Genomic DNA, 25,577 nt, shown 5'->3' on the forward strand with positions numbered 1-25,577 from the left:
GCCCGGATCGCGACGGTTCGCCACGGCAATTTCGTCCCTGGGCAACGCTGTACTGGCTAGTCTCTACGCACGTCCCGCCCGCCCAGGCACACGCCCACGTAATCGGCGACCATCCTCTCCAGCGAGAACCGCTCCTGCGCGCGCTCCCACCCCGCCGCGCCCATGCGCCCCCGCCGCGCCGGATCGGCGCCGAGCTCCACGAGCGCCCCGGCGAGCGCCTCGGCGTCGCCCGGCGGCACCAGGCGGCCCGTCACGCCGTCGTCCACCTGCTCGGACATGCCGCCGACCGCCGTGGCCACCACCGGCAGCCCCTCGGCCATCGCCTCCAGCGACGCGTTCGGGCACCCGGCGGGCTCGGCGATCAGCGCGAACACGTCGAGCTCGCGCAGGAACGCGCGCGTATCGGCGAGCTCGCCTACCCACTCGACCGACAGCCCCGCCGCCATCCGCCGCAGCTCCTCGGCGTGCGCCTCGGCGCCGCGCTCCACGCCGCCTGCGATGCGCAGCACGTGCGGCGGCAAGCGCGGCGCCGCGAGGCGCAGCGCGGCGAGGAGCTCGTCGAGCTTCTTGTGCGGGTGGATGCGCGCCGCCGTCCCGATCGCGAGCCGCCCGTGCCCGCCGCCGGACGCGCGCTGCTCGGGCGCCGGCGCGCGCAGCGCCGCAGACGGGCGCGGGCCGAGCGCCACGCCGTTCGGCACCACATGCGCCGGCGCCCCGAGCACCTCGGCGGCGAGCGCCGCCTCGGCCCCGTACTTGACGATCACCCCCGCAAGACGAGCTCCATAGTCACGCGGCGCGCGGTACGGCAGCCCGCGGCGCGGCGACGCGAAATACCGGCGCAGCGAGGCGAAGTACATCTCGCCCGGGCTGATGTCGAAGAGCGGGACGTCGAGCAGCCCGTCGGCCAGGAGCACCTTGTGCTCGGCGATCACGTTCCACATCAGCACGGCCTCCGGCGGGTCCTCCTCTATCGCGCGCAGCAGGCGCTCCACCGCCTCTGCAGGCTCGATGTCGGCCGGCGGCGGTACCGCCAGCACCGGGATGCCCGCGGCCTCGAGCGCGCGCCGCCCCGGCGTCGGGTACTCCGGCTGCTCCTCGATCACGGACGCCCGGCCACGGACGCCGGCCGCCGCGAGGCCGAGCAGCAGCCGGCGCGCGCTCGACTGGGCCCCGCCCATCGAGAAGTTGTTCGTGACGAGGAGCAGCCCGTCGCCCCGCCGCACGCCGCGGTTCCGCGCGATCGCCCGCGGGTAGAGCCGCGCATACCCCTCGGCCATCCGCGCGAGGCTGAAGTGCCGCACCACGACCTCCCGGCCGCTCGTCGACCCGTCGCGCGCGTCGCCCGCGCCGCCCGCGGCGCCCGCGCGCGCCGCCGCCACGATCGCCCCGGCGAACCGCTCGGGCGCGGCGTCGAGCGGCAGGTGGACCATCGCCGGCGTCTCGGCCGCGATCTCCGCGGTGCCGCCAGCGCCGGTCGCGACGACCGGGAGGCCCGCCGCGAGCGCCTCCAGGTGCGCGAGGCTCAGCCCCTCGTGGGCGCTCGGCGACACGAGGACGTCGGCCGCCGCGAGCAGCCCGGCGACGTCGCCGACCGCGCCCGCGAAGCGCACCTCGGCGCGCAGGCCGAGCCGGTCGACCTCGCGCCGGATCTCCGCCTCCGCGGCCAGCGCCTGCTCGCTGCCCGGCGAGGCGCTCCCGGCGATGACGAGCCGAGCCGCCCGCGGATCGCCGGCCGCCGCCAGCGCGGCCCGCGTGGCTTCGAGGATTCCAGGCAGCAGGTGCAGCCGCTTCTGCGGCCGCGGGTTCGCCACGGCGAGCAAGACGAGGTCGTCCGGCGCGATCTCGAGGCGCCTCCGCCACGCCGCGGCCTCCGCCGACCGGGATCGGCGCACCGCCTCCGCCCCGCTGGACCGGCGCACCGCCTCCCCCGACCCGGATCCGGACCGATGCGCCTCCGCCGCCTCAGCCCGGCGCGCCGCCTCCGCAGGAGCGAGGTCGATGCCGTTCCAGACCGTGCGCGCCGGGATCGGCAGCGCGCGCTCCGCGAGCTCCGCCTCGACCGCGCGCGCGCACGCAACGAGCAGCGTGGCGCCCTCCGGAGCGAGGCGATCGAGCCCCGCCGGCCAGCCTGCAGCCACGTTGTGCACCGTGACGAGCGGGCGGTACCCGCGCGCGGACAGGCGCGCGAGATCCTCGGCGTCGAACAGGTGCGCGTGCGCGAGATCCGCGCCCCACGCGGCGAGCCCGCGGGCGAGCGCGTCGAAGCGCGCCTCCCGGTCTCCGCGCGCATCGGACAGATCGAGCGCCCCCGGCGGCGCGGCGAACGTGGCGCGGGTCGGCCGGTACACCGCGCAGACGAGCGAGCGCACGCCGCGCCGCGGCAGCTCCCTCGCGAGGTCGATCGCGATCCGCTCGGCGCCCCCCTGCTGCAGGCTGGTCACCACCTGCGCGACCCGCGGCGCCGCGTCGTCGCACACGTCGAGCGGCGCGTGCCGCACCACGCGCGCCCGCCGCGCCCCGAGCTGGCCCTGAAGCGCGGCGTCGAGCGGCTCGCCCGCGCCGAGCCGCGCCGCGACGCCCGCGGCGAGCGCCCCGTCGAGGTACACGCTCGCCGCGCGGGGCAGCCCCGGAGCGCGGCGGGCGCGCGCGGCGCGGCTCAGCTCGCCGCCCGTGGCGCGCAGAAGCTCGGCCCACGCCGTGACGTCCGGCTCGGGCACGGAGGGCGCGGCGAGGTCGATCGGCGCGAGGACGGCGCCGAGCGCGCAGAGCGGCAGCCCGGTGTCGCTCGGCGGCGGGAACGGGTCCGGCTCGATCGCCGCGGAGGGCGCAGGCCAGGCGCCCCCGCGCACGAGCCACACCGGCCCCGCCGCGAGCGCCTCCGCCGCGGCCGCGAGCGGCGCCGCCGTGAGATCGACCGGCGCGAGCCCGGCGAGCCGGAGCGCGCGCAGCGTGCGGCCGGCGCGGGCGCGGTGCGCGGGCGCCTCGGCGAAGACGGCGCAGAGGGGGCGGCGCATGCGGGAGCTGCGGAACATGCGAAGCATGCGAGAGAGAGCGGCGCGGCTCAGTAGGCCGACGGATAGCCGCGGAACGGCGCGGCGACGGCCACGTCCGGCGCGCTCGAGATCCGGTCCCTCGACCGGTGCCCCGCGGCGGCCGCGCGCGGCGCGGCGGACGGCGCCGCGGCCCACCCGGCCGCGCGCGGAGCGGCCCACCCGGCCGCGCCGATCTGCTCCACCTCCACGCCGGAAGGGACGCCGCCCGTGTAGACGAACTGCCCGCGCGGCCCCGGCTCGATCGGGACCGACGCGCGCCGGATCGCGCCCTTCACGAGGCAGCGGTAGTGGAGCATCGACCCGTGCAGGTGCGGGGGCGCGTGCAGCCAGAAGCCGTCGCCCTGCGGCCGGAACGTCACGCCGGGCGGCGCCCCGGCCATGGGCCTGCGTCCGACCGCGCGGTGCACGAGCAGGCCGATGAGGCCGATGACGGCGCTGGCCAGGACGAGGCCGCCGCCGACGAACCCCACCGTCGCCGCGGTCGACCAGGAGCTCGAGCGCGGCGCCTGCGCGGTCGCCGCCGGCGGCGGGGTCGGCCCAGGCGCCGCGGCAGGGGCGCTCGCCGAGAGCGCGGCGACCACGCGGAAGCCGTTGTCCGCGTTGCGGCTGCCGGGGTCGTTGCGGTACCGCGCCGCGGCGCGCAGGTGCTTCGCGTCCTTGAGCCACGACCCGCCGCGCAGCACGCGCCGGGGCTTGTCGCCGGCCGGGGGCGCCGTCTGCTCGGGGTCGGCCGCCGGGCCGGGCGCATAGGGCCCGTACCAGTCGCGGCACCACTCGTAGACATTGCCGCTCATGTCGTGCAGTCCGAAGGCGTTCGGCTGCTTCTGCCCGACAGGCCTCGTCCCGCTCCCCGCGTTGCCCTTGAACCACCCGATGGCGGCCGCGGCGCCGTCGGCATCACCCGCGTAGAACCGCGTCTGGGTCCCCGCGCGGTCGGCGTACTCCCATTGCGCCTCGGTCGGCAGGTCGAAGGCGCGGCCGGTCTTCTGCGTCAGCCAGCGCGTGAACTCGCCCGCGTCCTTGAAGGTCACCAGCGTCACCGGGTGCAGATCGGTCTGCGGGAAACCGGGAGTCCTCCAGGTGAACTCCTTGCGCTGCGAGAGGCCCTTGCCGTCGAACCCGAACCCGCCGGAGGCGCCGACCTCGGCCTCCGTGCGGTAGCCAGTCTCCGCGGCGAAGCGCCCGAACTGCCCGACCGTGACCGGAAACTTCCCCAGGTAGAAGTCGCGGCCGAGGGTCACGTCCCGGACCGCCTCGTCGTCGCCGCGCCCGGCCTCCGCGGGCGGCGAGCCCTGACGGAAGCGCCCACCCTTCACCAGCACGAGCTCGAGCTGCACCCCCCCGAGGTCGATCGCGACGGCAGGCGCCGGATCCGCGGCCTGCGCCGAGTCCGGGGCGAGGAGGGCGACGGCCGCCCCCAGGACGATCGCAGGAAGGACGCGGCATGCGGTGGCGCGAGGCTGCACGGGCCCACGCTACCAGAGAGCGCGGCCGAGGTGCGCTCGCAGCGGCCCGAGCGGCGCAGCCGACCGAGCGGCGGAGGGCGCCCGGAGCGCCCTCGCCCCGCCGGAAGAGCGGGCGCGCCGGCGCGCGCCCCTACCTCGCTACCTCGCGCCATGCCCGCGACATCACGCTTATCAAAGTGTCTTTACAGTTCTTCACTCAACACATGATCTGACCGGCACCAGCGCGAAAACAAGCACAAAACAGCCTGCCAATGCCACTCCGGGTGACCCATCGGCGCCGGGATCGAGGCTCGACAGGCGCTCGTCCGCATGGCATCCAGCGATGCTCGACGCCGGGCTCAACCGCGGTCGCCCGCGCCCTGGTCACAACTCACAGCGAAGCGAAAGGATGTACGCACTGTCGGCCGAGGTGTTCAATGGGCCATGGCACGCGGACGAGCGCGGGGCGCGCGGCTCGTCCTCCGGCGCAGAGGACGTCGTATCCTTGCTGCGCGATGGCCGCCTGACGACCGATCGTTCAGCGTGGGAGCTCACGGCGAACGACCCGCAGCTCGCCCTGAACAGAACAGCGAGCTGCGAGCGGCTGCACGAGCACAGCCTGTCCGCGCTCTCGCGGCAGATCCACGTGTGCGTGGTGGGGGGATTCCCTCATCCCGCCGGCACGAAGGAACCGCCAAGTCGCCCCATGCGCCCCTCGCCGCGGCGCGTGGCAGCGAGGACAGTGGGGAGTTCGGCGCGGCGCCGAGCGTACGTGTCGACATGGTGAGCGGTGCGATCATCGACCCCCGCGCGTCCGCGTTTGATCTGCGGCGGGGCGCCGACAAGGACATTGCTTTTGGCGGCGGCAATCACTATTGCATCGGGGCGACGCTGGCTCGCCTCGAGGTGCGGCTCGCCATCGACACGCTGCTCGACCGCTCTCCGAGATGGGGCTCGCGGGACCGGCCGAGCGGGCGCGGCCGCCCTCGATCCTGGAGATGACTTCATTATCCGTCCGCCTCCGCCCTCGATGGGATGAGGTCGGCCGCGGACATGCCGGCGCGGACCAGCCGGCGTCGATCGATTTCCCCGGGTGCGCGCCCCTCCGCGAGCCCCCGGGACCCATGTGCGCGCGACACGACCGGAGCGCGCGAGATGCGATACCAACACACGGCAGGGATCAACGCATGCGAACAACGAACTCACTCATTGCTCTCCTCGGCGCAGTCGCGCTCTTCGGCTGTTCTTCCTCGGACACCAACCCTCAACCCTCCGAGGACGAGCTGCTGGCGCCGCCGGCCGAGGGCACCGGCGTGCAGTATCGGATGGTCTCCACGCTCGATCCGGCGCAGGAGATCGAGCGCTGCCAGCTCTTCGTCGCGCCGCCGGAGGGGCTCAACGTCAACCGGGAGATGGTGCGGTTCTCCGGCGGGAGCCACCACGTGCTCCTGTACACGACGCCCTACACGTCGATCCCGACCGAGACGCGCCGCGGCGTCGCCCTGGACGCGACCCAGGTGCACGACTGCAACGACGGCCCCCAGGCCGACTGGGAGGTCGACGGCGTGGTCGCGGGCTCCCAGTCGCCCAGCGGCAACTCCTTCCTCGGCGAGCTCCCGGAGGGCGTGGCGCTCAAGGTCCCGCCGGGCACGGTGCTCCTCATGAACACCCATTACCTGAACTCGTCGTCCAAGCCCGTCGAGACCGACGCGCGCATCAACCTCTATACGATCGCGGATGACGAGGTGAAGGTCGAGGCGGGCATGCTCTTCCATTACAACCCCTTCATCAGCGTGCCGGCGCACGGACGCTCCACGGCGCGGATGCGCTGTGTCGCCGAGAACGACATCTCGGTCGTGAGGATCCAGTCGCACATGCACCGGCGCGGCGTCGGCTACGCCGCGAACAAGGTCGATCTCGACGGCAAGATGACGGAGCTCTATACCCACGACCGGTGGGAAGGGGTCCCGTCGCAGGAGTTCTCGCCGTTCCTCGAGGTCAAGGCGGGAGAGTCCCTGGACTACCGCTGCGATTTCAACAACGTCGAGGATCGCGCCATCGCGCAGGGCCTGACCACCCGCGACGAGATGTGCATGCTGATCGGGCCGTACTTCCCGCGCTCCCCGGCCTACGAGAACTGCCAGACCGAGGAGGGCCTGGTCGCGGCGACGTGGTACGGCAACGGGACGACCACGTGCGTCGAGGCGTTCGAGTGCCTCGGCAACGCCCAGGATGACGCCGCGGCCTACGGCTGCGTGGTGAACAGCTGCGAGAGCGTCGGGCCCCAGCTCTCGGCGGCGCTCGCCTGCCAGATGACGGGAGGGAACGGCGCCTGCAACGAGGCGTGCAGCGGCGAGGACGCCGAGGCCTGCAATGCGTGCGTGGGCGAGGCGTGCGCCGCGGAGATGGAGGTCTGCCAGACCGCGACGTGCAACTGACGTCGCGATGACAGGCGCCGCGGGGCGGCCCTGCGCCACCCCGCGGCGATCCTCCCGCTCCCGGAGGCGATCCTCCCGCTCCCGGAGGCGATCCTCCCGCTCCCGGAGGCGATCCTCCCGCTCCCGGAGGCGATCTTCCCGCTCCCGGGGGCGATCCTCCCGCTCCCGTGGCGCTAGCTCAGGGAGCCGCGAGGAGCTGGGCCGCGAGCTGGATCCCCAGCTCCTCGGCCTTCGCGTGATCCTCGACAGGATCCACGACCGCCCGCGGCCCCGCGAACGCGATGTAGGTGACGCCGCTCTCCACCCCGGCGCCAGGCTGCTCGATGCCTATGGCCTGCGCCATCGCGTACGATCCCATCCCGATCGTGTCGCACTCCCCTGTATCGCCGAGGATGCCATAGGCGACCGTGTCGCCGCGGATGACCGCCACCACGGCCCCCAGCGCGACACCGGCGTCCTTGTGATTCCACGCCACAGCGTCGCATTCGTCGGGCCAGCTGTTGGGGGCGACGACGAACGGGAGATGGACCGAGTCGAGCGCGTTTCCCTGCGAGTCGGCCAGCGCCGTGTGAGCAGTCGACGAGGGACACTCGGAGGACTCATGGGATAGACCGTCGCAGTCGATCCCCATCCCGGCTTGCCAGAAGAACGCCCCGTTCAGCCCGCAGACAGGGATGCCGGGCTCCGCGTTGCCGTCAAACGCGTTCCTGAAGAGCCCCGACGAGGCCGGGCGGCACGACGCCGTGAGCGCGAGCAGCTCCGCCGCCGTCGGAGGGCCCGGCGCCTGACCCCCGCCGGCTCCGCCCTCACCGGCGCCCCCCTCGCCGGCGCCGCCGCCGCTGCCGCCGGCTCCTCCCCCGCCTGTGCCGCCCTCGCCAGCACCCCCCTCGCCGGCGCCAGCGCCTCCCTCGCCGGCGCCGCTCCCGCCTGTGCCGCCGCCGGCGCCGCTCCCGCCTGCGCCTCCCTGGCCGACGCCTCCCTGACCTGCGCCTCCCCCGCCCTGGCCGGCGCCAAACTCGAGATCGCCGACCCCGGAGAGGCTCGTACACGCGCCGCCGCCGGAGAGCGCCAGGGCCGCGAGCGCTCCCCCCATCCACGCCCTCCTCGCGCGTGGCGCCGGCGCTCGCATCAGAACTTCCCCTGGAGCTCGATCCGCCCGAGGCCCACCCCGGCGCTCCAGACCACGCCGCGCGGCGCTCGCGGCGGCGCGCCCGCAGCCACAGGCGCGCCAGCGGCCTCGGACGCGCTGCCGCCGCCGGGCCGGACCACGAGCAGCACGACGCCCGCCGCGGCCGCCGCCGCGCCCACGACGAAGCTCACGGTGGACACATGGCCCAGCGTGGCCGCTGCATCGGCGTCGGCCTGGAGCTCGGCCGGGCAGCGCCGGCCCTCGCAGCGCGACCTGATGTCCGAGACCTGCGACAGCGACATGAGGCCGGTCACGGCGCCGACGCCGATGCCCACCGCCCCGAGCCCGAACGCGACGCCGGCGGGGACCAGCGAGCCGCCGCCCTCCGCCCCGGCCGGCGCCGCGGGCTCGGCTCGAGGGGGCGCCTTCGCCGCGGCCGCGTCCAGCGCGGCGCGCACGCCCGCGAGCTCGGTCTCGGCGTCCTTCCGCGCCTCGAGGAACGCCGTCGGGGGATCCTCCGGGAGCGGCTCGCCGAGGACCTGCTCGTACAGGTCGCGCGCGGCCTCCAGGCGGCCGAGCTTGCGCTGGCACCGCGCCATGTAGAGCACCAGCGTCGGCGCATGAAAGAGGCGATCCGCCTCCTGGAAGACGTCGAACGCCTCCTGCCAGCGGTCCGCGCCGTACAGCTTGAGCCCCTCGTGCGCCTTGGTCCGGGCCGCCTGCTGCGCCTCGGCCGAGGCGCCGTCCGGCGGAGGCGCCCCGAGCGCCGGCACGGCAGCCAGCAACGTCACGACGAACGCACACCGGCGAAGACAGTTCGAGAGCATCATCATCCTTGTCCGTCAGAAGCCGTCAGAAGCGGTGAGAAGCTGGAGCAGAAGCCGGAGAGGGCGCCGCGGCCGTCGCCTGCTTCACGGCCTCGCGCGCGCGCGCACGCCGCCTCGCCGCGGCGGCCGACACCTTAAGGGGAAGAGCGCACCACCGTCCAGCGACGACTCGGACGACTCGGATGGCGAGCGCCGTGCTCTCCCAGGATCCCCGGCGCGCCCGCCGCCCGCCCGGCGAGGTCACCGCGGCGCCGCGGCGCTGGCCGGCGACCGCGCGCGCCGCTCCGGGCAACGGCAAACGAGCGAAACGAGCGGACAGACGACGACGCCGCGTCGAAACGGATTCGATACATGGCGCATGTTACGGCTTCATGCATGACTTGCCCCCTCAAACGCTCGGATGAACTGGCGGCGCGAGCTCGATTGAGGCTCGACAATGTCCTGACGGATGAGCGGTCGCTCGTGGACCTGCTCCGGGTGGTCACCGTCGACGTCCACGAGGCTGCGAGCGTCGAAGAGGCGCTGCATCGTACCATCACGCACATCTGCAATCACCTCGGCTGGCCGGTCGGGCATGCGTACGTGCCGGCCGCGGACGATCCGTCTCTGCTCCTTCCCACGGCGCTCTGGCACCTGAACGATGAAGCAAAGTTCGCGACGTTCAAGGCTGTCACGGAAGCGACACAGTTCACCGCGGGGCTCGGTCTTCCCGGGAGGGTGCTCGCCTCGAAGCAGCCGGCGTGGGTGCGCAACGTCACGGTGGACGCCAATTTCCCGCGCGCCCGGCTCGCGAGGAACCTGGGCGTGAAGGCGGGGTTCGCGTTCCCCGTGGTCGTCGGCGCGGACGTCGTGGCCGTGCTGGAGTTCTTCTCCGACGCCGAGCACGCGGACGACGGGAAGTTCACGGCGACCATCGGCCGCATCGCGCAGCAGCTCGGCCGCATCTTCGAGCGCAAGCACGGGCAAGAGATGCTGAGCAGGGAGCGGGACTTCATGGCGGCCGTCATGGATCTCGTCGACGGCCTCATCGTGGTGCTCGACGCGCGCGGCCGCATCGTCCGCATGAACAGCGCCGCCGAGCAGGCGCTGGGGAGCGCGCGGGGGCTCCGGGAGGCCCGGTTCCTCTGGGATCTCACGCCCGATCCGCGCGCGTCGGCGCAGCTCAAAGGCCTCTTCGAGCAGCTCGGCGCGGGCGGGTCGACGAAGCAGGTGGAGGTGCCGTGGACGGCTGCAGACGGCGCTCGCCGGGTGACGGCGTGGTCGGGCGCCGTCCTGCGCGGCAGGGACGAGAGGGTCCGGTTCGTCATCATGACCGGCATCGATCTGACGGAGCGCAAGCGCGCCGAGGAGGAGCGCGCGCGGCTGCAGGAGGAGGTCATCAAGGCCCAGGACGCCGCGCTGGCGAAGCTGTCCGTGCCGCTCATCCCCATCCGCGACGACGTGGTGGTCGTGCCGCTCATCGGCCCGCTCGAGGCCGGGCGGGCGCGCCGCATGATCGAGGCGCTGTCGCGCGGCATCGCGGACCGCCGCACGCGGATCGCCATCATCGACCTGACCGGCGTGGACGAGATCGATCCGCCGGCGATGGAGGCGCTGCTCGACGCGGTGCGGGTCGCGGGCCTCCTCGGCGCGCGGGTGGTCCTCACGGGGATCCGCCCCGAGGTCGCCCAGCGCCTCGCCGAGCGCGGCGCCGACATGGGCCGCTGCGCGGTGAAGAGCTCCCTCCAGAGCGGGATCGCGTTCGCGATGGCGAGCCGCTGAGCCGCCGAGGCGACCAGCGCGCCCGACGTCGGGTGTCGTCCGTCCGTGACCGGAACGGCATCATCACTGCATGGAACAGGGACGAACGCGACACCGCCGCGCCCTCGTTCCGTGCTGTAATGAGACGCTCCTGACAAACCCCTGGTTTTGCTCGCATTTTCGGAGAAGGATTCAACAGGGAGGCGGGGAGACGGGGAGATCAGCGGTATTTCACTCCCCGCCTCCCCGACTCCCTGTGAATCTTCCCGGGAAATTCGAGGGGATGCTTCAGGAGACGATCCCCAGAAAGGTCCGGTGCAGCGCTATGCGATCGACGTCTTCCCTCTTGAAGCGATGCTTATGGGTTCGGCTGCCTCTGCTCGCCTCGGCGCTCGCCATGGCCGCGTGCGCGGCCTATCCGCCGCTCGACGTGGACGAGGGCGCGGAGGCGGAGCTCCTCGGCGAGCACAGCGACGCGCTGTCGACGCGCGTCCGGCTCATGGCCGCCAACATCACGAGCGGCAACAACCAGAGCTACGATCCCGGGCACGGCAAGCGCATCCTGCAGGGAATCAAGCCAGATATCGCCCTGCTGCAAGAGTTCAACTACGGCGGCAACACCACCTCCGAGCTCCGCTCCTTCGTGGACGCGACGTTCGGCGCCGGGTTCAGCTACTACCGCGAGAGCGGGGCGCAGATCCCGAACGGGATCGTGAGCCGGTGGCCGATCGTGGCGTCCGGCGAGTGGGACGACACGTCGGTCAGCAACCGGGACTTCGCGTGGGCGCGCATCGATATCCCCGGCCCCGGCCACGTGTTCGCGATCAGCGTCCACCTCCTGACGTCCAGCGCGGGGGCGCGCGACACGGAGGCGCAGAACCTCGTCTCGTTCATCGAGGCGAACGTGGCCCAGGGCGACTACCTGGTGATCGGCGGTGACTTCAACACGGGGAGCCGGACCGAGGCGTGCGTCTCGAGCCTCTCGGACGTCGTCGTCACGGCCGGGCCCTATCCCGCCGACGGGAACGGGAACGCGAACACCAACGCCGGCAGGACGAAGCCCTACGACTGGGTGCTCGTCGACGGCGACCTGGAGGCGTACGAGACAGCCGTCGTGATCGGCGGGAGCAGCTTCGCGAACGGCCTGGTGGCGGACACGCGCGTCTACTCGCCGCTCTCCGAGATCAGCCCCGCGCTCTCGTCGGACAGCGGCGCCTCGAACATGCAGCACATGGGCGTCGTGCGCGACTTCCTGGTCCCCGACGGCGGCGGCGGGGCCGGCGGAAGCGGCGGGGCCGGCGGCAGCGGCGGAGCCGGCGGAAGCGGCGGGGGCACGGGCACCGCCGTCGTGATCATCAACGAGGTCCTCGCGAACGAGCCGGGCAGCAACACGGCCGGCGAGTTCGTGGAGATCGTCAATGTCGGCACGGCCACGACGGCCCTCGCCGGCTGGACGCTCTCCGACGGCACGTCGACGCGGCACACCTTCCCGACCGGCGCGTCGCTCGCGCCCTCGACGGCCATCGTGGTGTATGGCGGCGCCTCCGCCGTGCCCAGCGGCAGCGGGGCCGTCGCGGCGTCCACGGGGTCGTTGAACTTCGGCAACAGCGGGGACACGGTCACGCTGCGAACCGCCTCGGGCGCGACCGTGGACACCGTCACCTACGCGAGCGGGCTCGCTGCGCAGGACGGCGTCTCGATGAACCGCAGCCCCGACGCCTCCCCGGGAGCGCCCTTCGCCCTGCACAGCACCCTTGGCGCGAGCGCCTCTCCGGGCCGTCGCGCGAACGGCTCGGCGTTCTGAGGCGCCGCCCGGACACAACCCATCGAGGTCGAGGCCGAGCGCTGAAGCGCCAAGTGCGCCTCTAGCACGAGCCTGCTCGCGGCCGCGCAAGGGCTACGCCAGAGGCCGGTACACAGGGTTGACGGGAACCATCAGGGCTCTAGATGGTGGAGCGCGTCAAGGCCGTAGGAGAACCTGACGCCCAGCCGATCGTTCGAGGCGAGCATCGTTCTCTCAATGGCAGGAGGGGTGATCCATGAGCAGGCTACGCCGCGGTCTCGCTACCCTGGCCGTCGTGTCGCTCACGTCGACGGCCGCCTATGCGCAGATGATGATCTATGCGCACTCCGGGCCCGTCACGAGGGCCGGAGGGGTCACCGGGACAACCCATCAAACGTTCACCTATGTGTCGATGGGCAGATGGGAGGCACGAACGAAAAATATCTGGAGTGATGGGATACAGGACCCCGAACTGGTGGATTACTATCTCGAGTACGACAGAGGGCCCGGGAAGGTCTGCTTGAGGCACGAGCGCCTGGACCCGATCTGTCTCCTGGATGACGGGATCTTCACGTATCGCGCGGGGCCGGGGGCCCCCTACCCGCAGAGCGCCGAGGTGAAGTGGTGGAAGCAGCAGGGGAACGGATACTGGCAGTCCGGGAGGCCGTGATCGGCGGGCCGCGCTACGGCCGCTCCTCGCCTCGCCCGGCGCGCGCGACGCGCGCCTCGAGCGCCGCCGGAGCGCCGCGCCGCAGCGCCGGGAGCCGCCAGAGCGACTCGACGACGCCGAGAAGGACATAGACGCCGAGCCCCCAGGCGAGGACGAGCGCGGGCCCCCAGCGGACGGAGAGGAGCGCGCTCGATCCGAGCGCAAGCGCGATGGCCAGCAGCGTGCGGGGGCCCGGCCGGAGATCCTTGAACGAGCGGAACCGGAGGGTCGACACCATCAGCATCGAGACGAGCAGCGTTGTCGCGAGGACCGCCGGCGCGACGCCGGCGCCGCCGAGCTGCCCGCCCGCGCCGCGGCGGGTCATGACGATCGCTATCAGGATCCCCGCCGCGCCCGTGACAGGGAGGCCCACGATGTACCTCGCGGGCGACGGCGGCCCGCCCGCCTCGCCCATGGAGAGGACGTTGAAGCGGGCGAGCCGGATCGCGCCGCACGCGGCGAACACGGACCCGCCGAGCACGCCGGCGAGACCGAGGCGGTGGAGCGACCACTGATACACGAGCAGCGCCGGGGCCACGCCGAAGGAGACGAGATCGGCCAGCGAGTCGAGCTGGACCCCGAACGCGCTCTCGGTCCGGGTCATCCGCGCGACGCGGCCATCGAGCGTGTCGGCGATCATCGCGACGAGGATGAGGAGCGCGGCGCGCCGGAGGTCGTCGTCGGACCGCGCGGAGGCCGAGAGCCGTATCGCGTCGAAGCCGCAGAAGACCGAGGACAGCGTGATCAGGTTGGGAAGGAGGTACAGGGCCCGCCTTGGCGCGGGCCGCGGCCGCTCCGGCGCCACCTCGCCGCGCGGGCGCTCGGGGCGCGCGCTCGTCGCCTGCCCCGGGCCCGCGGGACACCACGGCCCGACGCCGGTGTCCCACGCTGCTGGATGATGTTCTGACATGGTGGCGATCCCGCGGGACATCGGCGCAGCGCGGCTGAAGGCCGCGGCCCGACGAGCACGCCCGGCCGGCCTCGTAGTACACGAGGCGGCTCGCGTTCAAGCGGCAGGCCGATCGGCGGCGGCGGCGCGGAGGCGCGCAGGCGGGCCGCCGTCGACCCTCGGGGTGTCGAGGTGGGTGGGGGCGAGCTCGGGAGCCAGGCCGTCGCCCCGTCGCCCGTCACGACGGCCTGGACGTCAGAGCAGCACCGCGATGACGCCGGCCCCGATGAGCGCGACGGCCCAGGCCCGATCGAGGTTGAACCAGGCGGTGCGAAGGATGGCGACGCCGAGCTTGTGATAGACAACGAGCGCGACCGCGGCGGCCGCCGCCATCATGGCGGCCGTGTGGACGAGGACGGCGGCGAGGTAGCCCAGCGGGCTCGCGAGCGACAGGCCAGCCGCGTTGTGGCACCCGCCGCCGTGGCACGGAGCGGGGCTCTCGGCGCCGAGCAGGAAGACCGGGAGCAGCATGAGCCCCGCGCCGTGCGCGGTGGCCATCAGGAAAGACCACCAGGTCAGGTCGAGGAAGCCAACGCGCATCCCGACCCACCTCGGGTGGCGCGGCCTCACCAGCTTGAGCACGCCGAACGCGACGAGCGCGGCCGCCGTGAGCCACCGCAGCGCCGCGGCGGGGACGCTCGCGAGCCCGACCCCGAGCAGCGCGACCGTGAGGCCGATCGACGCCGCGTGGCCGAGCGCGATCGGGACGAGCGCCCGCCGCACCGCGCCGCTGCTCTTCTCCTGCAGGCCCAGGGCGACCGCGAACAGCCAGCCCATGCCAGGGTTGATGCCGTGATAGGCGCCGAGGAGCGCCAGCGTGAGCCAGGGCATCATGGCCGGTTAGGGGTAGCAGAACGAGTCGGACGACGCGTCGCCCCCCTCGAGACGCACCTGGTGAGGGCGCAGCGAGCCAAAATCGACGAAGAAGTCGGGATCGACCGAGAGGCCCCCGCCCGCCGCCACATCGACCTTGGCCATCCAGCCGCCGACGCCCTCGGGATAGAACTGCTCGTCCCACGACGCGTAAAGCGAGTTGGTGAAGTAGACGCGCCTGCCGTCGCGGCTCACCTCGACCATCTGCGGCGCGCCCCGCAGCGGTCCGGAGCGGGGATGCGCCGCCCGGCGCACGATGCCGCCGAGGTGCACCGAGCCAACCAGCTTCGGGTGGAACGGGTCCGATACATCGTACTGGCGGAGCTCGCCTGTGCCCCAGCACGACACGTAGAGGAACCGGTCGTCGAGGGAAAGATTGATGTCGGTGATCAGCGGCGGCACCGCCTTGAAGCCCTTGAGCAGCGGCGGCAAGAGGTCGGGATCCGCGGGCTCGGCCGGCACCTCGATCACCTTGCGGATCGCCCACCGGTCGCCGTCGCGATGCCAGAGCCAGATCGAGGCGGAGAGGTCCTTGACGCTCACGACGACGCCGACGAAGCCATAGGCCTTGGTCGGGTCGTGGGCGGGGCGGAGCTCCAGCGCCATCTGGTGCTCATCGCCGAGATCCAGCGCCTGGAGGTGCTTGCGCTTCCGCAGGTCCCATACATGAACGCGGTGACCGTACTTCTTGCCGAGCAGGAGCTCCGGATTCACGCCGTCCTCGATCATCTTCGGCGTCCCCCACTCGCTCGTGAGGAGGGTGTCGTGGCCGAGGTGCCACCAGAAGTCGTAGTGGAGGAACTGGGGCCCGCGATCGATCTCCCATCGGCCGAGCACATCGAAGCTCTCGCAGTCGAGCACGAAGATGCCCCCGGGCCCGTCGCCGTCCGGGCCGCCGAGCGCGCTCACGTAGATGCCGTCGGGGCCGCAGTGCAGCGTGTGCGGGCGAGAGTAGCCGGCCCGCTTCGCGATCTCCTCGGCGCGCACCGTGTGGACGAGCTCGGGGCGGCGCGGGTCCGGCTTCACGTCGAAGACGAAGATGTTCGACGAGCGGAGCGCCGGGAGCAGGAGAAAGCGGCGCTCGACGTGGGGGTGCGGCGCGTAGGGGCACAGGGCGGCGCTGCACGCGTTCCAGCCGGAATGGTGCAGCTCGTCGCCGTAGGTCGGCAGCTCGTTGACCGAGACCAGGGTGCCATACGCCGGCGACCTCGGATCGAGATCGACGACCGTGAGCGCGTCATGGCGCAGCTCGCCCGGGCGCTTCAGAGCGGCGCCCGCGTCGAGCGCGGTCACGTAGGCCAGCCGCTCGGGCGGCGCCTCCATCGCCAGGCGCGGCGACGGGTAAAAGGTGGGATCCGGACGAAACCGCATGCGCTGCGTCTCCTTGGTTCTGGGCGTTCGCGTGTTCTTCCAGGCGCCGCCGGCGAGGACTGCGCGCCCTGCCCGCGGCGCGAGGCCGTGAAGGGCGGCAGGCGACCTCGCCGATGCGCCTCCTCCCCGGGCGGCTCCGCGCGTCGGGCCGGATTCAATCAGACCGTCGACGTGGATCCGTTATAACAGAGGTCTCGGACCGGGTCTACCGTCCCGGCAGGCGCCGCGCTCGATCGCCGGCGCGCTCCCTACCCCTTCAGATCGGTGCTGAGGAACACCTCGTGGATATCGAGCTTGCTCGGGCCCGCGAACATCTCCTTCGGCGCGCGGTTCCGGTGCGCCTCCGCGAACGCGGGGCTCCTCGTCCAGGCGATGAAATCGTCCATGGACCGCCACCAGGTCTTCACCTCGTAGAACCCCTGGGCGTCCGGGTCCGGGCTCCACGCGCCGGTCGCGTGGTCCAGCTTCATCGGCTTCGGCCTGTGGACCTCGTTCCGGATGAAGCCGGGCGCCTGATCGACCAGGTGGACCCTGTTCTTGAAGCGATCCTCGAAATCGGCCTCGTGGCCCTCGGCGACGGGAATGCGGTTGGTGACGACGATCATCGCTCCTCTCCTTCTTGCTTCCTTCTTGCTTCTTGCTCGTACGGGAGGCCCGCGCGCTGCGGGCGGCGGCAAGCTTAGCAGCGCCCGTGCCCGGCCGGGGCCGCGCGGCGCCGGCGCCGCCCGCGCGCTCCCGCGCTGGCGCCGCTCGCACGCCGGCAGAATGCCTGGGAATCCCTCGGAGCTCAACGCAATGCCGCTGGCGACACGCAACCGTTCAGAACCATCGCTACGGGTTCACCCTAACCGCTCCGACGTCAGCGGATCTCGCGCGCTCGAACGGTACAGACTGGCCTGGTAGACAGACGGGAAAGCCCCTATGGGCTCGCCAGACTCGAGCATTCGTCAGCGGAGCACGGAAAATCGCACGGAGCAGGCCTTTGTTGAATACCTCACAAACCATGTTGCGTGATCGTGAGTCGCATGATACTCGGATGGCGTCCGGGGCAACGATCATGCCCTGTTTGCAACGAACGGAGCCGAACACGACGCGCAGCGATCCGCCGGGGCACGATGTCATCACAAGGGAACCTCGTCCTCCGGCCTCCTCTGGCCTCGCTCGCCTCGCCTGTTCCGCCTGGGCTCGCGGCGCCTCCGCCGCGCGCTGATCATCGAACCAGAGGGATATGACGAGTCACGTCCTCATCACCGGTGGAGCGGGGTTCATCGGATCTCACGTGGCCGACGAGCTCCTGCGCCAGGGGGTCCGCGTCCGGGCGCTCGACAGCCTGGTCCCTCAGGTGCACGGCCCCGACCGCGGCCGCCCGGCGTACCTCGACCCGGAGGTCGAGCTCATCGTGGGTGATGTCCGCGACCGGGACGCGGTGAAATCGGCGCTCCGCGGCGTGGACGCGGTCGTCCACTTCGCGTCCGCGGTCGGGGTCGGACAGAGCATGTACAAGATCGCGGAGTACACCTCGATCAACAACCTCGGCACCGCCGTGCTCCTCGAGGAGCTCGCCGAGAAGCCGGTCTCGAGGCTGCTCGTCGCCTCCAGCATGAGCGTGTATGGCGAGGGGCTCTACCGGGCGGCCTCCGGCGCGGTGATCCCCGGCGCGGGCCGGCCGCTCGAGCAGCTCAAGCGCGGCGACTGGGAGGTCCGGAGCGAGGCCGGCGAGGCGCTCGTGCCCATCCCGACGCCCGAGTCCAAGCCCCCGTCGCTCGAGTCGGTGTATGCGCTCTCCAAGTACGACCAGGAGCGGCTCTGCCTGATGATCGGGCGCGCGTACCAGATCCCGACCGTCGCCCTCCGCTTCTTCAACGTCTACGGCCGCCGTCAGGCCCTCTCCAACCCGTACACCGGCGTCCTCGCCATCTTCGCCGCGAGGCTCCTCAACGACCGTCCGCCCGTGATCTTCGAGGACGGGCTGCAGCGGCGCGATCTCGTGAGCGTCACCGACGTCGCCCGCGCCTGTGTCCGGGCCCTCGGCGCCGACGCCGCGGTGGGCCAGGTGCTCAACATCGGCAGCGGACGGTCGTACACCGTGCGCGAGGTCGCCGAGCGCGTCCGCGACGTGATGGGGAAGAGCGGTATCGAGCCCGAGATCGTCGGGAAATCCCGGCTGGGCGACGTCCGGCACTGCTTCGCCGACATCGGCGCGGCGCAGCGGGAGATCGGGTATGCGCCCCGGGTCTCGCTCGAGGAGGGGCTCCGCGATCTCGCCGACTGGCTCGAGGGGCAGGTGGCGAAGGACGCTGTCGCCCAGGCCCGCGCCGAGCTGGAATCCAGGGGGCTGACGGTATGAGCGCCGCGGCGGATGGCCCGGGCGGCCCGACCGCTGCCCCGGGGCGCCCGGCGCTGATCACCGGCGGCGCCGGCTTCATCGGCGCCAACCTGGCCCACCGCCTGCTCCAGGCGGGAGAGACGGTGATCCTCTTCGACAACCTCTCCCGCCCCTCGGTGGCGCGCAACGTCGAGTGGTTGAGGCGCACCCACGGCGACCGCGTCACGCTGATCACCGGCGACGTGAGGGACGCCCGCGCGGTCGCGGCCGCGGTCCGGCGCGCCTCCAGCGTCTTCCACTTCGCCGCCCAGGTGGCCGTGACGACGAGCCTCGTCCAGCCGGTGGAAGACTTCGAGATCAACGCCCGCGGGACGCTCAATGTGCTCGAGGCGATCCGCGCCGAGAGCGCGCCGCCGCCGCTCCTCCTCACGTCCACCAACAAGGTGTACGGCGGCCTCCCCGACGTCCCGCTCTCGTGCGGCGGCCGGCGCTACGAGCCCGCGGATCCGGAGCTCCGGGCCTCCGGCGTCTCCGAGGCCCGCCCGCTCGATTTCCACAGCCCCTACGGCTGCTCCAAGGGCGCGGCGGACCAGTACGTCATCGATTATGCCCGCACCTTCGGGCTCCCCGCGGCGGTGTTCCGGATGAGCTGTATCTACGGTCCTCGCCAGTTCGGGACCGAGGACCAGGGGTGGGTGGCGCATTTCCTCCTCCAGGCGCTCCGGCGCGAGCCGATCACCCTTTACGGCGACGGGATGCAGGTGCGGGACGTGCTCTTCATCGACGACCTCGTCGACGCGCTCCTCCTCGCCCGCAGGGACATCCGGCAGATCTCGGCGTCGGCGTTCAACGTCGGCGGGGGCCCGGAGAACACCCTCAGCCTGCTCGATCTGCTCGACCTCATCGAGGAGCTCGACGGCAAGCGCCCCCTGATCGGCTTCGAGGGGTGGCGGCCGGGTGATCAGCGGTACTACGTCTCCGACTGCCGCCGGCTCTCCGCGGCCACGGGGTGGCGGCCGCGCGTCCGGGTCCGCGAGGGGGTGCGCAGGCTGCACGGCTGGCTGCGGGAGATGACGGAGGCGACCGGCGCCGCGAAGGCCGCCGCCGGCGTCGGCCAGCCCGCGAAGGAGCCGTGCGCGGGGGGCGTCCGGTGAGGTTCGCGCTCGTCAACCCGGCCTGGAGCTTCGAGGGGAGCATCTATTTCGGCTGCCGCGAGCCTCACCTGCCCCTCGAATACGGCTACGCCAGGGCGCTGCTCGAGGCCGCGGGGCACGAGGCGACCGTCGTCGACGCCCAGGCCCGGGGCCTCGCCGACGGCGCCCTCCGCGACGAGGTGGCCGCGCTCCGCGGCGACGCCATCGTGGTGACCACCGCGCCGAGCTACCTCTTCTGGCGCTGCGCCCCGCCCGAGCTCCGCGTCCCGCAGCAGGCGCTCCACGCGCTCCACGGACTGCCAGGGCTCCGGCTCGCGGTGGGCCCCCACGCCTCCACCACCCCCCGCGCCACCCTGCGCAAGCTCGGCGTCGACGCCGTGGTGATGGGCGAGTGCGAGGACGTGCTTGTGGAGCTCGCCGATCGCCCGCGATCGCGCTGGAGCGAGATCGACGCGATCGCCTGGCTGGAAGGCGACGAGGCGCGCGTGCAGGGCGGCCCGCGCGCGTCGGACATGGCCCGGCTGCCGGCCCTCCGCTGGGACGAGGCCACGGTGGCGCGCCACGCCCACCACCACCACCGCTTCGACACCGCGCCGGTCGGCCCCGGCGCCGAGGTCGAGGCGTCGAGAGGGTGCCCCTACCACTGCACCTTCTGCGCGAAGGACAACTTCCGCGACGGCTACCGCAAGCGCCCGCTCGAGGTGCTCCTCGACGAGCTCGACGGGCTCGTCGCCCAGGGGGTCCGTTACGTCTATTTCATCGACGAGATCTTCCTGCCGGATCGCCCGCTGCTCGAGGCGCTCGTCGATCGCCCGGTGTCGTTCGGCGTCCAGATGCGCGTCGACAGCTGGAGCCGGGAGATGCTCGACCTGCCTGCGCGAGGTGAGGGAGGTCTACCCGCGCCTCGATCCGATCCGGTACGACCTTGCCTCGCTCGACCTGGACGAGGCGCTCGAGGGCGCCTCGCTCGTCCTCGTCCACGAGTGGAGCGAGCCCGAGCTGGTCGCCCGCATCGGCGCGCATCGGGCACGCGCGTCGCGCGCGCCGTACCGGCTGCTCTTCCACGACACACACCACCGGTCGGTCACGGATCCCGGGGCCATGGCCCGCTACGACCTCGCCCACTACGACGGCGTCCTCGCCTTCGGCCGGGTGATCCGCGATCTCTACCTCGAGCGCCGCTGGGCCCGCCGGGCCTTCGTCTGGCACGAGGCCGCGGACGTCCGCGTGTTCCGCCCGCGCCGCGGGGCCCGGCCGGAGCGCGATCTCGTGTGGATCGGCAACTGGGGCGACGAGGAGCGCACCCGCGAGCTCGACGCGTTCCTGATCGACCCGGCGCGCGATCTCGGCCTGTCCGCCCGGGTGCACGGGGTGCGTTACCCCGACCACGCCCGCGCCGCGCTCGACGCGGCCGGGATCGAGCACCGGGGCTGGCTCCCCAACTACCGCGCTCCCGAGGCGTTCGCGCGGGCCAGGGTGACCGTCCACGTCCCGAGGAGGCCCTACGTCGCCTCGCTCCCGGGGATCCCGACCATCCGGCCGTTCGAGGCCATGGCCTGCGCCATCCCGCTCGTCTGCTCGCCGTGGAGCGACGCGGAGGGGCTGTTCTCGCCCGGCCGCGACTACCTCGTCGCCCGGGACGGCGACGAGATGAAGCGGTGCCTCGCGGCCCTCCTCGCCGAGCCCGCCCTGGCCGCCGAGCTGGCGGAGCGGGGGCGCGTGCCTCGTCACGGACGCGTGGGAGGGCATCGAGCTCTTCCTCGAGCCCGGGCGCGAGGTGCTTGTCGCGAGGAGCGGCGACGACGTCGCGGAGATCCTGCGGGCGCTCACGCCCGAGCGGGCCCGCGCCATCGGCAGGGCGGCGAAGCAGCGCGTGCTCGCGGGGCACACCTACGCCGAGCGCGCGAGGCAGGTCGAGGCCCTGCTGGCCCGCCCCGACGGCGCAACCCTCACCGCGATCGCGCCGCCGTGAAGCCCATCTCCTTCGTCTTCCTGGGCCTGTCGATCACCTCGTCGTGGGGCAACGGCCACGCGACGACGTACCGCGGGCTGCTCAAGCGGCTGGCCCAGCGGGGGCACAGCGTGCTCTTCCTGGAGCGGGACCTCTCGTTCTACGCCGAGAACCGCGACCTCCCGAGCCCGCCCTACGGCCGGACCGAGCTCTACCGGGGGCTCGACGATCTCCGCGCGCGCTTCGGGGGCGCGGTGCGCGACGCGGACCTGGTGGGATCTCGGCTACCTCGGCACGTACAGCGCCGATCGCCAGCCCACGCTGGACCGGCTCCTTGTCGCGCCGGCGCGCCGCTGGGGGCGAGGCCGCTTCGTTGTCGCCGGCCCGCAGTACCCGGCGGACATCGGCTGGCCCACCAACGTCGAGCGCACGGATCACGTCCCGCCGGGCGAGCACCGCGGCTTTTACGGCGCGCAGCGCTTCACGCTCAACGTCACCCGCCGGGACATGATCGAGGCGGGGTACTCGCCGAGCGTGCGCCTCTTCGAGGCCGCGGCCTGCGGCGTGCCGGTGATCAGCGACGACTGGCCGGGCCTCGACGAGCTCTTCGAGCCGGGCAAGGAGATCCTGGTCGCCCGCTCCCCGGAGGAGGTGCTCCACCTGATCCGCGAGCTCCCCGAGCGGGAGCGGATCGCGATCGGCCAGCGGGCACGCGAGCGCGTGCTCGCCCGACACACAGCGGCGCACCGCGCCGAGGCGCTGGAGAGATACACCCGGGAGCTGCTCGACGGGCAGGACGCGCCGGAGCGCCCGGGAGACCGGGGACGAGGACGTCGACGTGGGCAGTCGACCTGGAGAGGAGGTCAGAGAGACATGAGCGCAGCGCTCCGCATCCTGGTGACCGGGGGCGCCGGATTCGTCGGCTCCCACCTGTGTGATCGGCTGATCCGGGAGGGCCACGAGGTCGTCGCGCTCGACGATCTCTCGACGGGCTCCCGGGACAACGTCGCCCATCTCCTCTCTCACCGGCGCTTCCGGCTGGTGGAGCACGACGTGATGCAGCCGTACCAGCGAGAGGTCGACCGCATCTACAACCTCGCCTCGCCGGCGAGCCCGCCGCATTACCAGCGCGATCCGGTCCGGACCACGCTTGTCAACGTGCTCGGCGCGCTCCACGCGCTGAAGCTCGCCGAGGGCCGCGGGGCGCGGGTCTTCCAGGCGTCGACCAGCGAGGTCTACGGCGATCCCGAGGTCCACCCGCAGCCGGAGGGCTACCGGGGCGCGGTGAACCCGATCGGGATCCGCTCCTGTTATGACGAGGGGAAGCGGTGCGCCGAGTCGCTGATGATGGACTTCCACCGCCGCGGCGTCGCGGTGCGCCTGGCGCGGATCTTCAACACGTACGGTCCGCGGATGGCGCTCGATGACGGTCGGGTGGTGTCGAACTTCATCGTGCAGGCGCTCCGGGGTGAAGACCTCACAGTGTACGGCGATGGCTCCCAGACACGGAGCTTCTGCTACGTGGAGGACCTCATCGACGGGATCGTCCGGCTGATGGAGCACCCGACCGAGACGGGCCCGGTGAACCTGGGCAATCCCGAGGAGTTCACGGTGCTCGAGCTCGCCGAGGAGGTGCTTCACCTGACCGGGAGCCGGGGTCGGGTCGTGTTCCGTCCGCTGCCCGAGGACGATCCGAGGCAGCGGCAGCCGGTGATCGACCGCGCGCGGCGGGTGCTCGGGTTCGAGCCGAAGGTGCCGTTGCGCACGGGTCTGCGCCGCACGATCGAGGGTTTCCGGAGCGCGCTCGGGCTGGGTCATCGCGCACCTGGGCTCCCGGTGTCGGACGAAGACGCACCGTTACCCCATGCGGCGAACGGCTGAACCGCGCCGACCGTAGAGTCGCTGCGGCGCCCATGATACCGTCAGCTCTCTGACGCCCGATTGCCGCACAGGGCCGTGCGGCGAAGGGCAGGGGCACTGCGCCCTTAACTTAGAGCGAAGGAGAGCGGCATGGATCTCAGGGCATGGTGCGCGGCGCTCTGCGCGGCGACGGTGGGTCTCGTGGGCTGCGGCGGGGATTCGGGCACGAGTGATACCGGCGGTTCGCCGGGCGGCTCGAGCTCGGGCGGTGAGCCGGCGGGGGGTACCAGCGGCCAAGGGGGTTCCTTCGGCGAGGGGGTCGGCTCCGGGATCGGGTCCGGCAGCGGGACCAGCGGGGGAGGAGGCAGCGGCGCGGGCTCGTCGGGGTGCGAGCACGTCGATGTCGTGTTCGCGCTCGACAACTCCTCGAGCATGGATGAGGAGAAGGCAACGATGCGCGACGTCGTGTTCCCGGCGTTCGCGCAGGCGTTGCTCAATATCGATAGCATCCTCGACTTCCGCGCGGCCGTGATGGACGCCTGCCCCCTTCCCGCCAACTTCCACACGCGCGGCGCCGCGGGCGAGTGCTCGTTCCAGAGCGGCAAGGCGTGGATGGAGAGCTCGAGCACCGCCCTCACCAGCGAGTTCCAGTGCGCTGCAGATCTCTATGGGGACGACGTCGAGTGCACAGGTGACAGCGACGACGAGCAGCCCGCGTCCTCCGTCGCCGCCGCGCTGGAGCCGCCGTTCTCGACCGCCGAGAACGCGGGGTTCCTCCGCGACGACGCCCTGCTCGTGGTGGTGACGATCAGCGACGAGGACGAGCAGCCCGTCCCGCGCCAGACGCCGCAGCAGATCCACGATCGGCTGGTCGCCGCGAAGGGCGACGCGAAGAACGTGGTGTTCCTCGGCATCGCCGGGAGGCGGCAGTGCGAGGGCGTATATGGGAGCGCGGAAGCGGCCGAGGACATGCAGGAGCTCGTGGACCTGTTCGCCGCCGACGGCCGTGGGTTCTTCTGGGATCTGTGCGAAGGGAACCTCGAGGACGGCCTCACGAACGCCTTCGCGGCCATCGAAGAGGCGTGTGTGGAGTTCGTGCCCATCAACTGACCGCACCGGCGAGGCGCGCTGACGAAGGGCGGCGCCGTGAGGCGCCGCCGGCAGGCTACCGCGGCAAGCTCTCCTGGTCTTCCTCCGGCGCTTCGCCCTCCTCGGCGCCGAGCAAATCGACTTCCCCCCACAGCGCATCGAGATCCAGCCGGAGCCCTTCGCATCCAGGCACATCGATGCTCCCATCGGTCGCGTCGAGCGCGTGCGCGTAGCGCCCATCCGCCCCGAGCTCGAGGACCTCGATGCTCCGGAGCTGCGGATCGACGATCCAGTACCAGCGCACCCCGAAGGCGGCATATTCGCGGAGCTTCTCGACACGATCGCGGCGCCCGTCGCTCGGCGTGGGAGAGACGACCTCGACGGCGATATCGGGCGGGATACGCACGAGCCCCCGCGCCGGCGGCCTCCGGTTCCCGGGGAAAAAGACGGTCACGTCGGGCTTCCGGCCCCGCTGCGGCTTCACCGCGAATTTCGCGTCCGAGCCGCCCACCAGCCCGCCGCGGGGGGTGATCCAGGCGCGGAGCATGTGGATCAGCCAGCCGACCACGACCTCGTGAACGTAGCCGGACACCTCTTCCTCCACGAGCAACCCGTCCACGAGCTCGCCCGGCTCATCCTCGGGCAGGCCCGCCCACTCGACGAGCGACATCCGCCGGCCTGACGCGGGTGCGGGTGAACGAGCCGCAGCCTGGACCATGAACAGAGCCTATCACGCCTGCCGCAAGGGGTGTACCGCGAGGGCGGCCCGCCACTTGCTCCCACCAGGCGCGCGCAAGCATCCGCCGCGTGTCGGCGAGGCGCGAGGCGCGAGGCGTGAGGGCTGGCAGGGGGTGACGGCGGGCCCGAGAGACCGCCGCAA

General features: G+C 72.5%; 17 protein-coding genes and 5 pseudogenes. 12 read left to right on the top strand and 10 right to left on the bottom strand.

Annotated features, from left to right (window positions below):
• Positions 1-56: 56 nt before the first annotated feature.
• Both WMF46_RS35580 and WMF46_RS35585 read right to left on the bottom strand, forming a co-directional pair.
• A complete protein-coding gene (locus tag WMF46_RS35580) occupies positions 57-3,032 on the bottom strand; it encodes a glycosyltransferase (RefSeq protein ID WP_437981272.1) in 2,976 nt (991 codons plus the stop codon).
• Between the two features lie 29 nt (positions 3,033-3,061).
• Positions 3,062-4,519, bottom strand: a complete 1,458-nt coding sequence (locus WMF46_RS35585) for a formylglycine-generating enzyme family protein (protein WP_437981273.1) — start codon at positions 4,517-4,519, stop codon at positions 3,062-3,064.
• A 1,166-nt stretch (positions 4,520-5,685) separates the two neighbouring features.
• On the opposite strand from WMF46_RS35585, the gene WMF46_RS35590 reads away from it, so the two are divergent.
• Positions 5,686-6,936, top strand: coding sequence for a hypothetical protein (locus tag WMF46_RS35590; RefSeq protein WP_437981274.1), 1,251 nt, complete (start codon positions 5,686-5,688; stop codon positions 6,934-6,936).
• A 50-nt stretch (positions 6,937-6,986) separates the two neighbouring features.
• On the opposite strand, the pseudogene WMF46_RS35595 reads toward WMF46_RS35590, so the two are convergent.
• From WMF46_RS35595 to WMF46_RS35605, 3 genes and pseudogenes are all read right to left on the bottom strand, one after another.
• Positions 6,987-7,091: pseudogene (locus WMF46_RS35595) on the bottom strand (hypothetical protein); the annotation flags it as partial.
• Between the two features lie 23 nt (positions 7,092-7,114).
• Entirely contained in the window at positions 7,115-8,029 is a 915-nt protein-coding gene (locus WMF46_RS35600) for a glycoside hydrolase family 75 protein (protein ID WP_437981275.1), read from the bottom strand.
• A gap of 35 nt (positions 8,030-8,064) precedes the next feature.
• Complete coding sequence (locus WMF46_RS35605) at positions 8,065-8,856, bottom strand: tetratricopeptide repeat protein (RefSeq protein WP_437981276.1); 792 nt, start codon at positions 8,854-8,856, stop codon at positions 8,065-8,067.
• Between the two features lie 498 nt (positions 8,857-9,354).
• On the opposite strand from WMF46_RS35605, the gene WMF46_RS35610 reads away from it, so the two are divergent.
• The 3 genes from WMF46_RS35610 (at position 9,355) to WMF46_RS35620 (ending at position 13,085) form a co-directional block, all read left to right on the top strand.
• The gene (locus WMF46_RS35610; RefSeq protein WP_437981277.1) at positions 9,355-10,653 is read left to right on the top strand and encodes an STAS domain-containing protein; all 1,299 of its coding nucleotides are present in this window, start codon (positions 9,355-9,357) and stop codon (positions 10,651-10,653) included.
• A gap of 304 nt (positions 10,654-10,957) precedes the next feature.
• Positions 10,958-12,436, top strand: coding sequence for a lamin tail domain-containing protein (locus WMF46_RS35615; protein WP_437987971.1), 1,479 nt, complete (start codon positions 10,958-10,960; stop codon positions 12,434-12,436).
• A 235-nt stretch (positions 12,437-12,671) separates the two neighbouring features.
• Positions 12,672-13,085 carry a hypothetical protein gene (locus WMF46_RS35620; RefSeq protein WP_437981278.1) on the top strand — a complete coding sequence of 138 codons (414 nt, stop codon included), beginning with the start codon at positions 12,672-12,674 and terminating at the stop codon, positions 13,083-13,085.
• 13 nt (positions 13,086-13,098) lie between these two features.
• Here WMF46_RS35620 and pssA read toward each other — a convergent pair whose 3' ends face one another.
• From pssA to WMF46_RS35640, 4 genes are all read right to left on the bottom strand, one after another.
• Positions 13,099-14,034: a CDP-diacylglycerol--serine O-phosphatidyltransferase gene (pssA, locus tag WMF46_RS35625; RefSeq protein WP_437981279.1), complete on the bottom strand. Its 936-nt coding sequence runs from the start codon at positions 14,032-14,034 to the stop codon at positions 13,099-13,101.
• A 234-nt stretch (positions 14,035-14,268) separates the two neighbouring features.
• Positions 14,269-14,907: a hypothetical protein gene (locus tag WMF46_RS35630; protein WP_437981280.1), complete on the bottom strand. Its 639-nt coding sequence runs from the start codon at positions 14,905-14,907 to the stop codon at positions 14,269-14,271.
• Between the two features lie 6 nt (positions 14,908-14,913).
• Positions 14,914-16,317, bottom strand: a complete 1,404-nt coding sequence (locus tag WMF46_RS35635) for a selenium-binding protein SBP56-related protein (protein WP_437981281.1) — start codon at positions 16,315-16,317, stop codon at positions 14,914-14,916.
• A gap of 248 nt (positions 16,318-16,565) precedes the next feature.
• A complete protein-coding gene (locus tag WMF46_RS35640) occupies positions 16,566-16,922 on the bottom strand; it encodes an antibiotic biosynthesis monooxygenase family protein (RefSeq protein WP_012239378.1) in 357 nt (118 codons plus the stop codon).
• Between the two features lie 623 nt (positions 16,923-17,545).
• On the opposite strand from WMF46_RS35640, the gene WMF46_RS35645 reads away from it, so the two are divergent.
• The 8 genes and pseudogenes from WMF46_RS35645 (at position 17,546) to WMF46_RS35680 (ending at position 24,718) form a co-directional block, all read left to right on the top strand.
• The gene (locus tag WMF46_RS35645; protein ID WP_437981282.1) at positions 17,546-18,664 is read left to right on the top strand and encodes an NAD-dependent epimerase/dehydratase family protein; all 1,119 of its coding nucleotides are present in this window, start codon (positions 17,546-17,548) and stop codon (positions 18,662-18,664) included.
• The gene (locus WMF46_RS35650; RefSeq protein WP_437981283.1) at positions 18,661-19,797 is read left to right on the top strand and encodes an SDR family NAD(P)-dependent oxidoreductase; all 1,137 of its coding nucleotides are present in this window, start codon (positions 18,661-18,663) and stop codon (positions 19,795-19,797) included. The genes WMF46_RS35645 and WMF46_RS35650 overlap by 4 nt, the downstream gene beginning before the upstream one ends.
• Positions 19,794-20,669 (top strand): annotated as a pseudogene (locus WMF46_RS35655) (TIGR04295 family B12-binding domain-containing radical SAM protein); the annotation flags it as partial. The gene WMF46_RS35650 and the pseudogene WMF46_RS35655, both read left to right, overlap by 4 nt.
• Position 20,670: 1 nt before the next feature.
• Positions 20,671-21,516, top strand: a pseudogene (locus WMF46_RS35660) (CgeB family protein); the annotation flags it as partial.
• Positions 21,512-21,769: pseudogene (locus WMF46_RS35665) on the top strand (glycosyltransferase family protein); the annotation flags it as partial. The pseudogenes WMF46_RS35660 and WMF46_RS35665, both read left to right, overlap by 5 nt.
• A 300-nt stretch (positions 21,770-22,069) precedes the next feature.
• Positions 22,070-22,453: pseudogene (locus tag WMF46_RS35670) on the top strand (glycosyltransferase family protein); the annotation flags it as partial.
• Positions 22,454-22,621: 168 nt separating this feature from the next.
• Positions 22,622-23,629, top strand: coding sequence for a UDP-glucuronic acid decarboxylase family protein (locus WMF46_RS35675; protein WP_437987972.1), 1,008 nt, complete (start codon positions 22,622-22,624; stop codon positions 23,627-23,629).
• Between the two features lie 129 nt (positions 23,630-23,758).
• Positions 23,759-24,718, top strand: a complete 960-nt coding sequence (locus WMF46_RS35680; protein ID WP_437981284.1) for a hypothetical protein — start codon at positions 23,759-23,761, stop codon at positions 24,716-24,718.
• Between the two features lie 55 nt (positions 24,719-24,773).
• Here WMF46_RS35680 and WMF46_RS35685 read toward each other — a convergent pair whose 3' ends face one another.
• Positions 24,774-25,415 carry a Uma2 family endonuclease gene (locus WMF46_RS35685; RefSeq protein ID WP_437981285.1) on the bottom strand — a complete coding sequence of 214 codons (642 nt, stop codon included), beginning with the start codon at positions 25,413-25,415 and terminating at the stop codon, positions 24,774-24,776.
• Positions 25,416-25,577 lie beyond the last annotated feature (162 nt).

It is taken from the genome of Sorangium sp. So ce117 (genome assembly GCF_051524395.1).
In the GTDB taxonomy this organism is placed as follows: Bacteria; Myxococcota_A; Polyangia; order Polyangiales; family Polyangiaceae; genus Sorangium; species Sorangium cellulosum_B.

Coding starts and splice junctions, on each gene's coding strand:
- WMF46_RS35580 (WP_437981272.1), bottom strand. CDS start 3,032: ATGTTCCGCAGCTCCCGCATGCGCCGCCCCCTCTGCGCCGTCTTCGCC.
- WMF46_RS35590 (WP_437981274.1), top strand. CDS start 5,686: ATGCGAACAACGAACTCACTCATTGCTCTCCTCGGCGCAGTCGCGCTC.
- WMF46_RS35600 (WP_437981275.1), bottom strand. CDS start 8,029: ATGGGGGGAGCGCTCGCGGCCCTGGCGCTCTCCGGCGGCGGCGCGTGT.
- WMF46_RS35615 (WP_437987971.1), top strand. CDS start 10,958: ATGCGATCGACGTCTTCCCTCTTGAAGCGATGCTTATGGGTTCGGCTG.
- WMF46_RS35620 (WP_437981278.1), top strand. CDS start 12,672: ATGAGCAGGCTACGCCGCGGTCTCGCTACCCTGGCCGTCGTGTCGCTC.
- pssA (WP_437981279.1), bottom strand. CDS start 14,034: ATGTCAGAACATCATCCAGCAGCGTGGGACACCGGCGTCGGGCCGTGG.
- WMF46_RS35630 (WP_437981280.1), bottom strand. CDS start 14,907: ATGATGCCCTGGCTCACGCTGGCGCTCCTCGGCGCCTATCACGGCATC.
- WMF46_RS35635 (WP_437981281.1), bottom strand. CDS start 16,317: ATGCGGTTTCGTCCGGATCCCACCTTTTACCCGTCGCCGCGCCTGGCG.
- WMF46_RS35640 (WP_012239378.1), bottom strand. CDS start 16,922: ATGATCGTCGTCACCAACCGCATTCCCGTCGCCGAGGGCCACGAGGCC.
- WMF46_RS35645 (WP_437981282.1), top strand. CDS start 17,546: ATGACGAGTCACGTCCTCATCACCGGTGGAGCGGGGTTCATCGGATCT.
- WMF46_RS35650 (WP_437981283.1), top strand. CDS start 18,661: ATGAGCGCCGCGGCGGATGGCCCGGGCGGCCCGACCGCTGCCCCGGGG.
- WMF46_RS35675 (WP_437987972.1), top strand. CDS start 22,622: ATGAGCGCAGCGCTCCGCATCCTGGTGACCGGGGGCGCCGGATTCGTC.
- WMF46_RS35680 (WP_437981284.1), top strand. CDS start 23,759: ATGGATCTCAGGGCATGGTGCGCGGCGCTCTGCGCGGCGACGGTGGGT.
- WMF46_RS35685 (WP_437981285.1), bottom strand. CDS start 25,415: ATGGTCCAGGCTGCGGCTCGTTCACCCGCACCCGCGTCAGGCCGGCGG.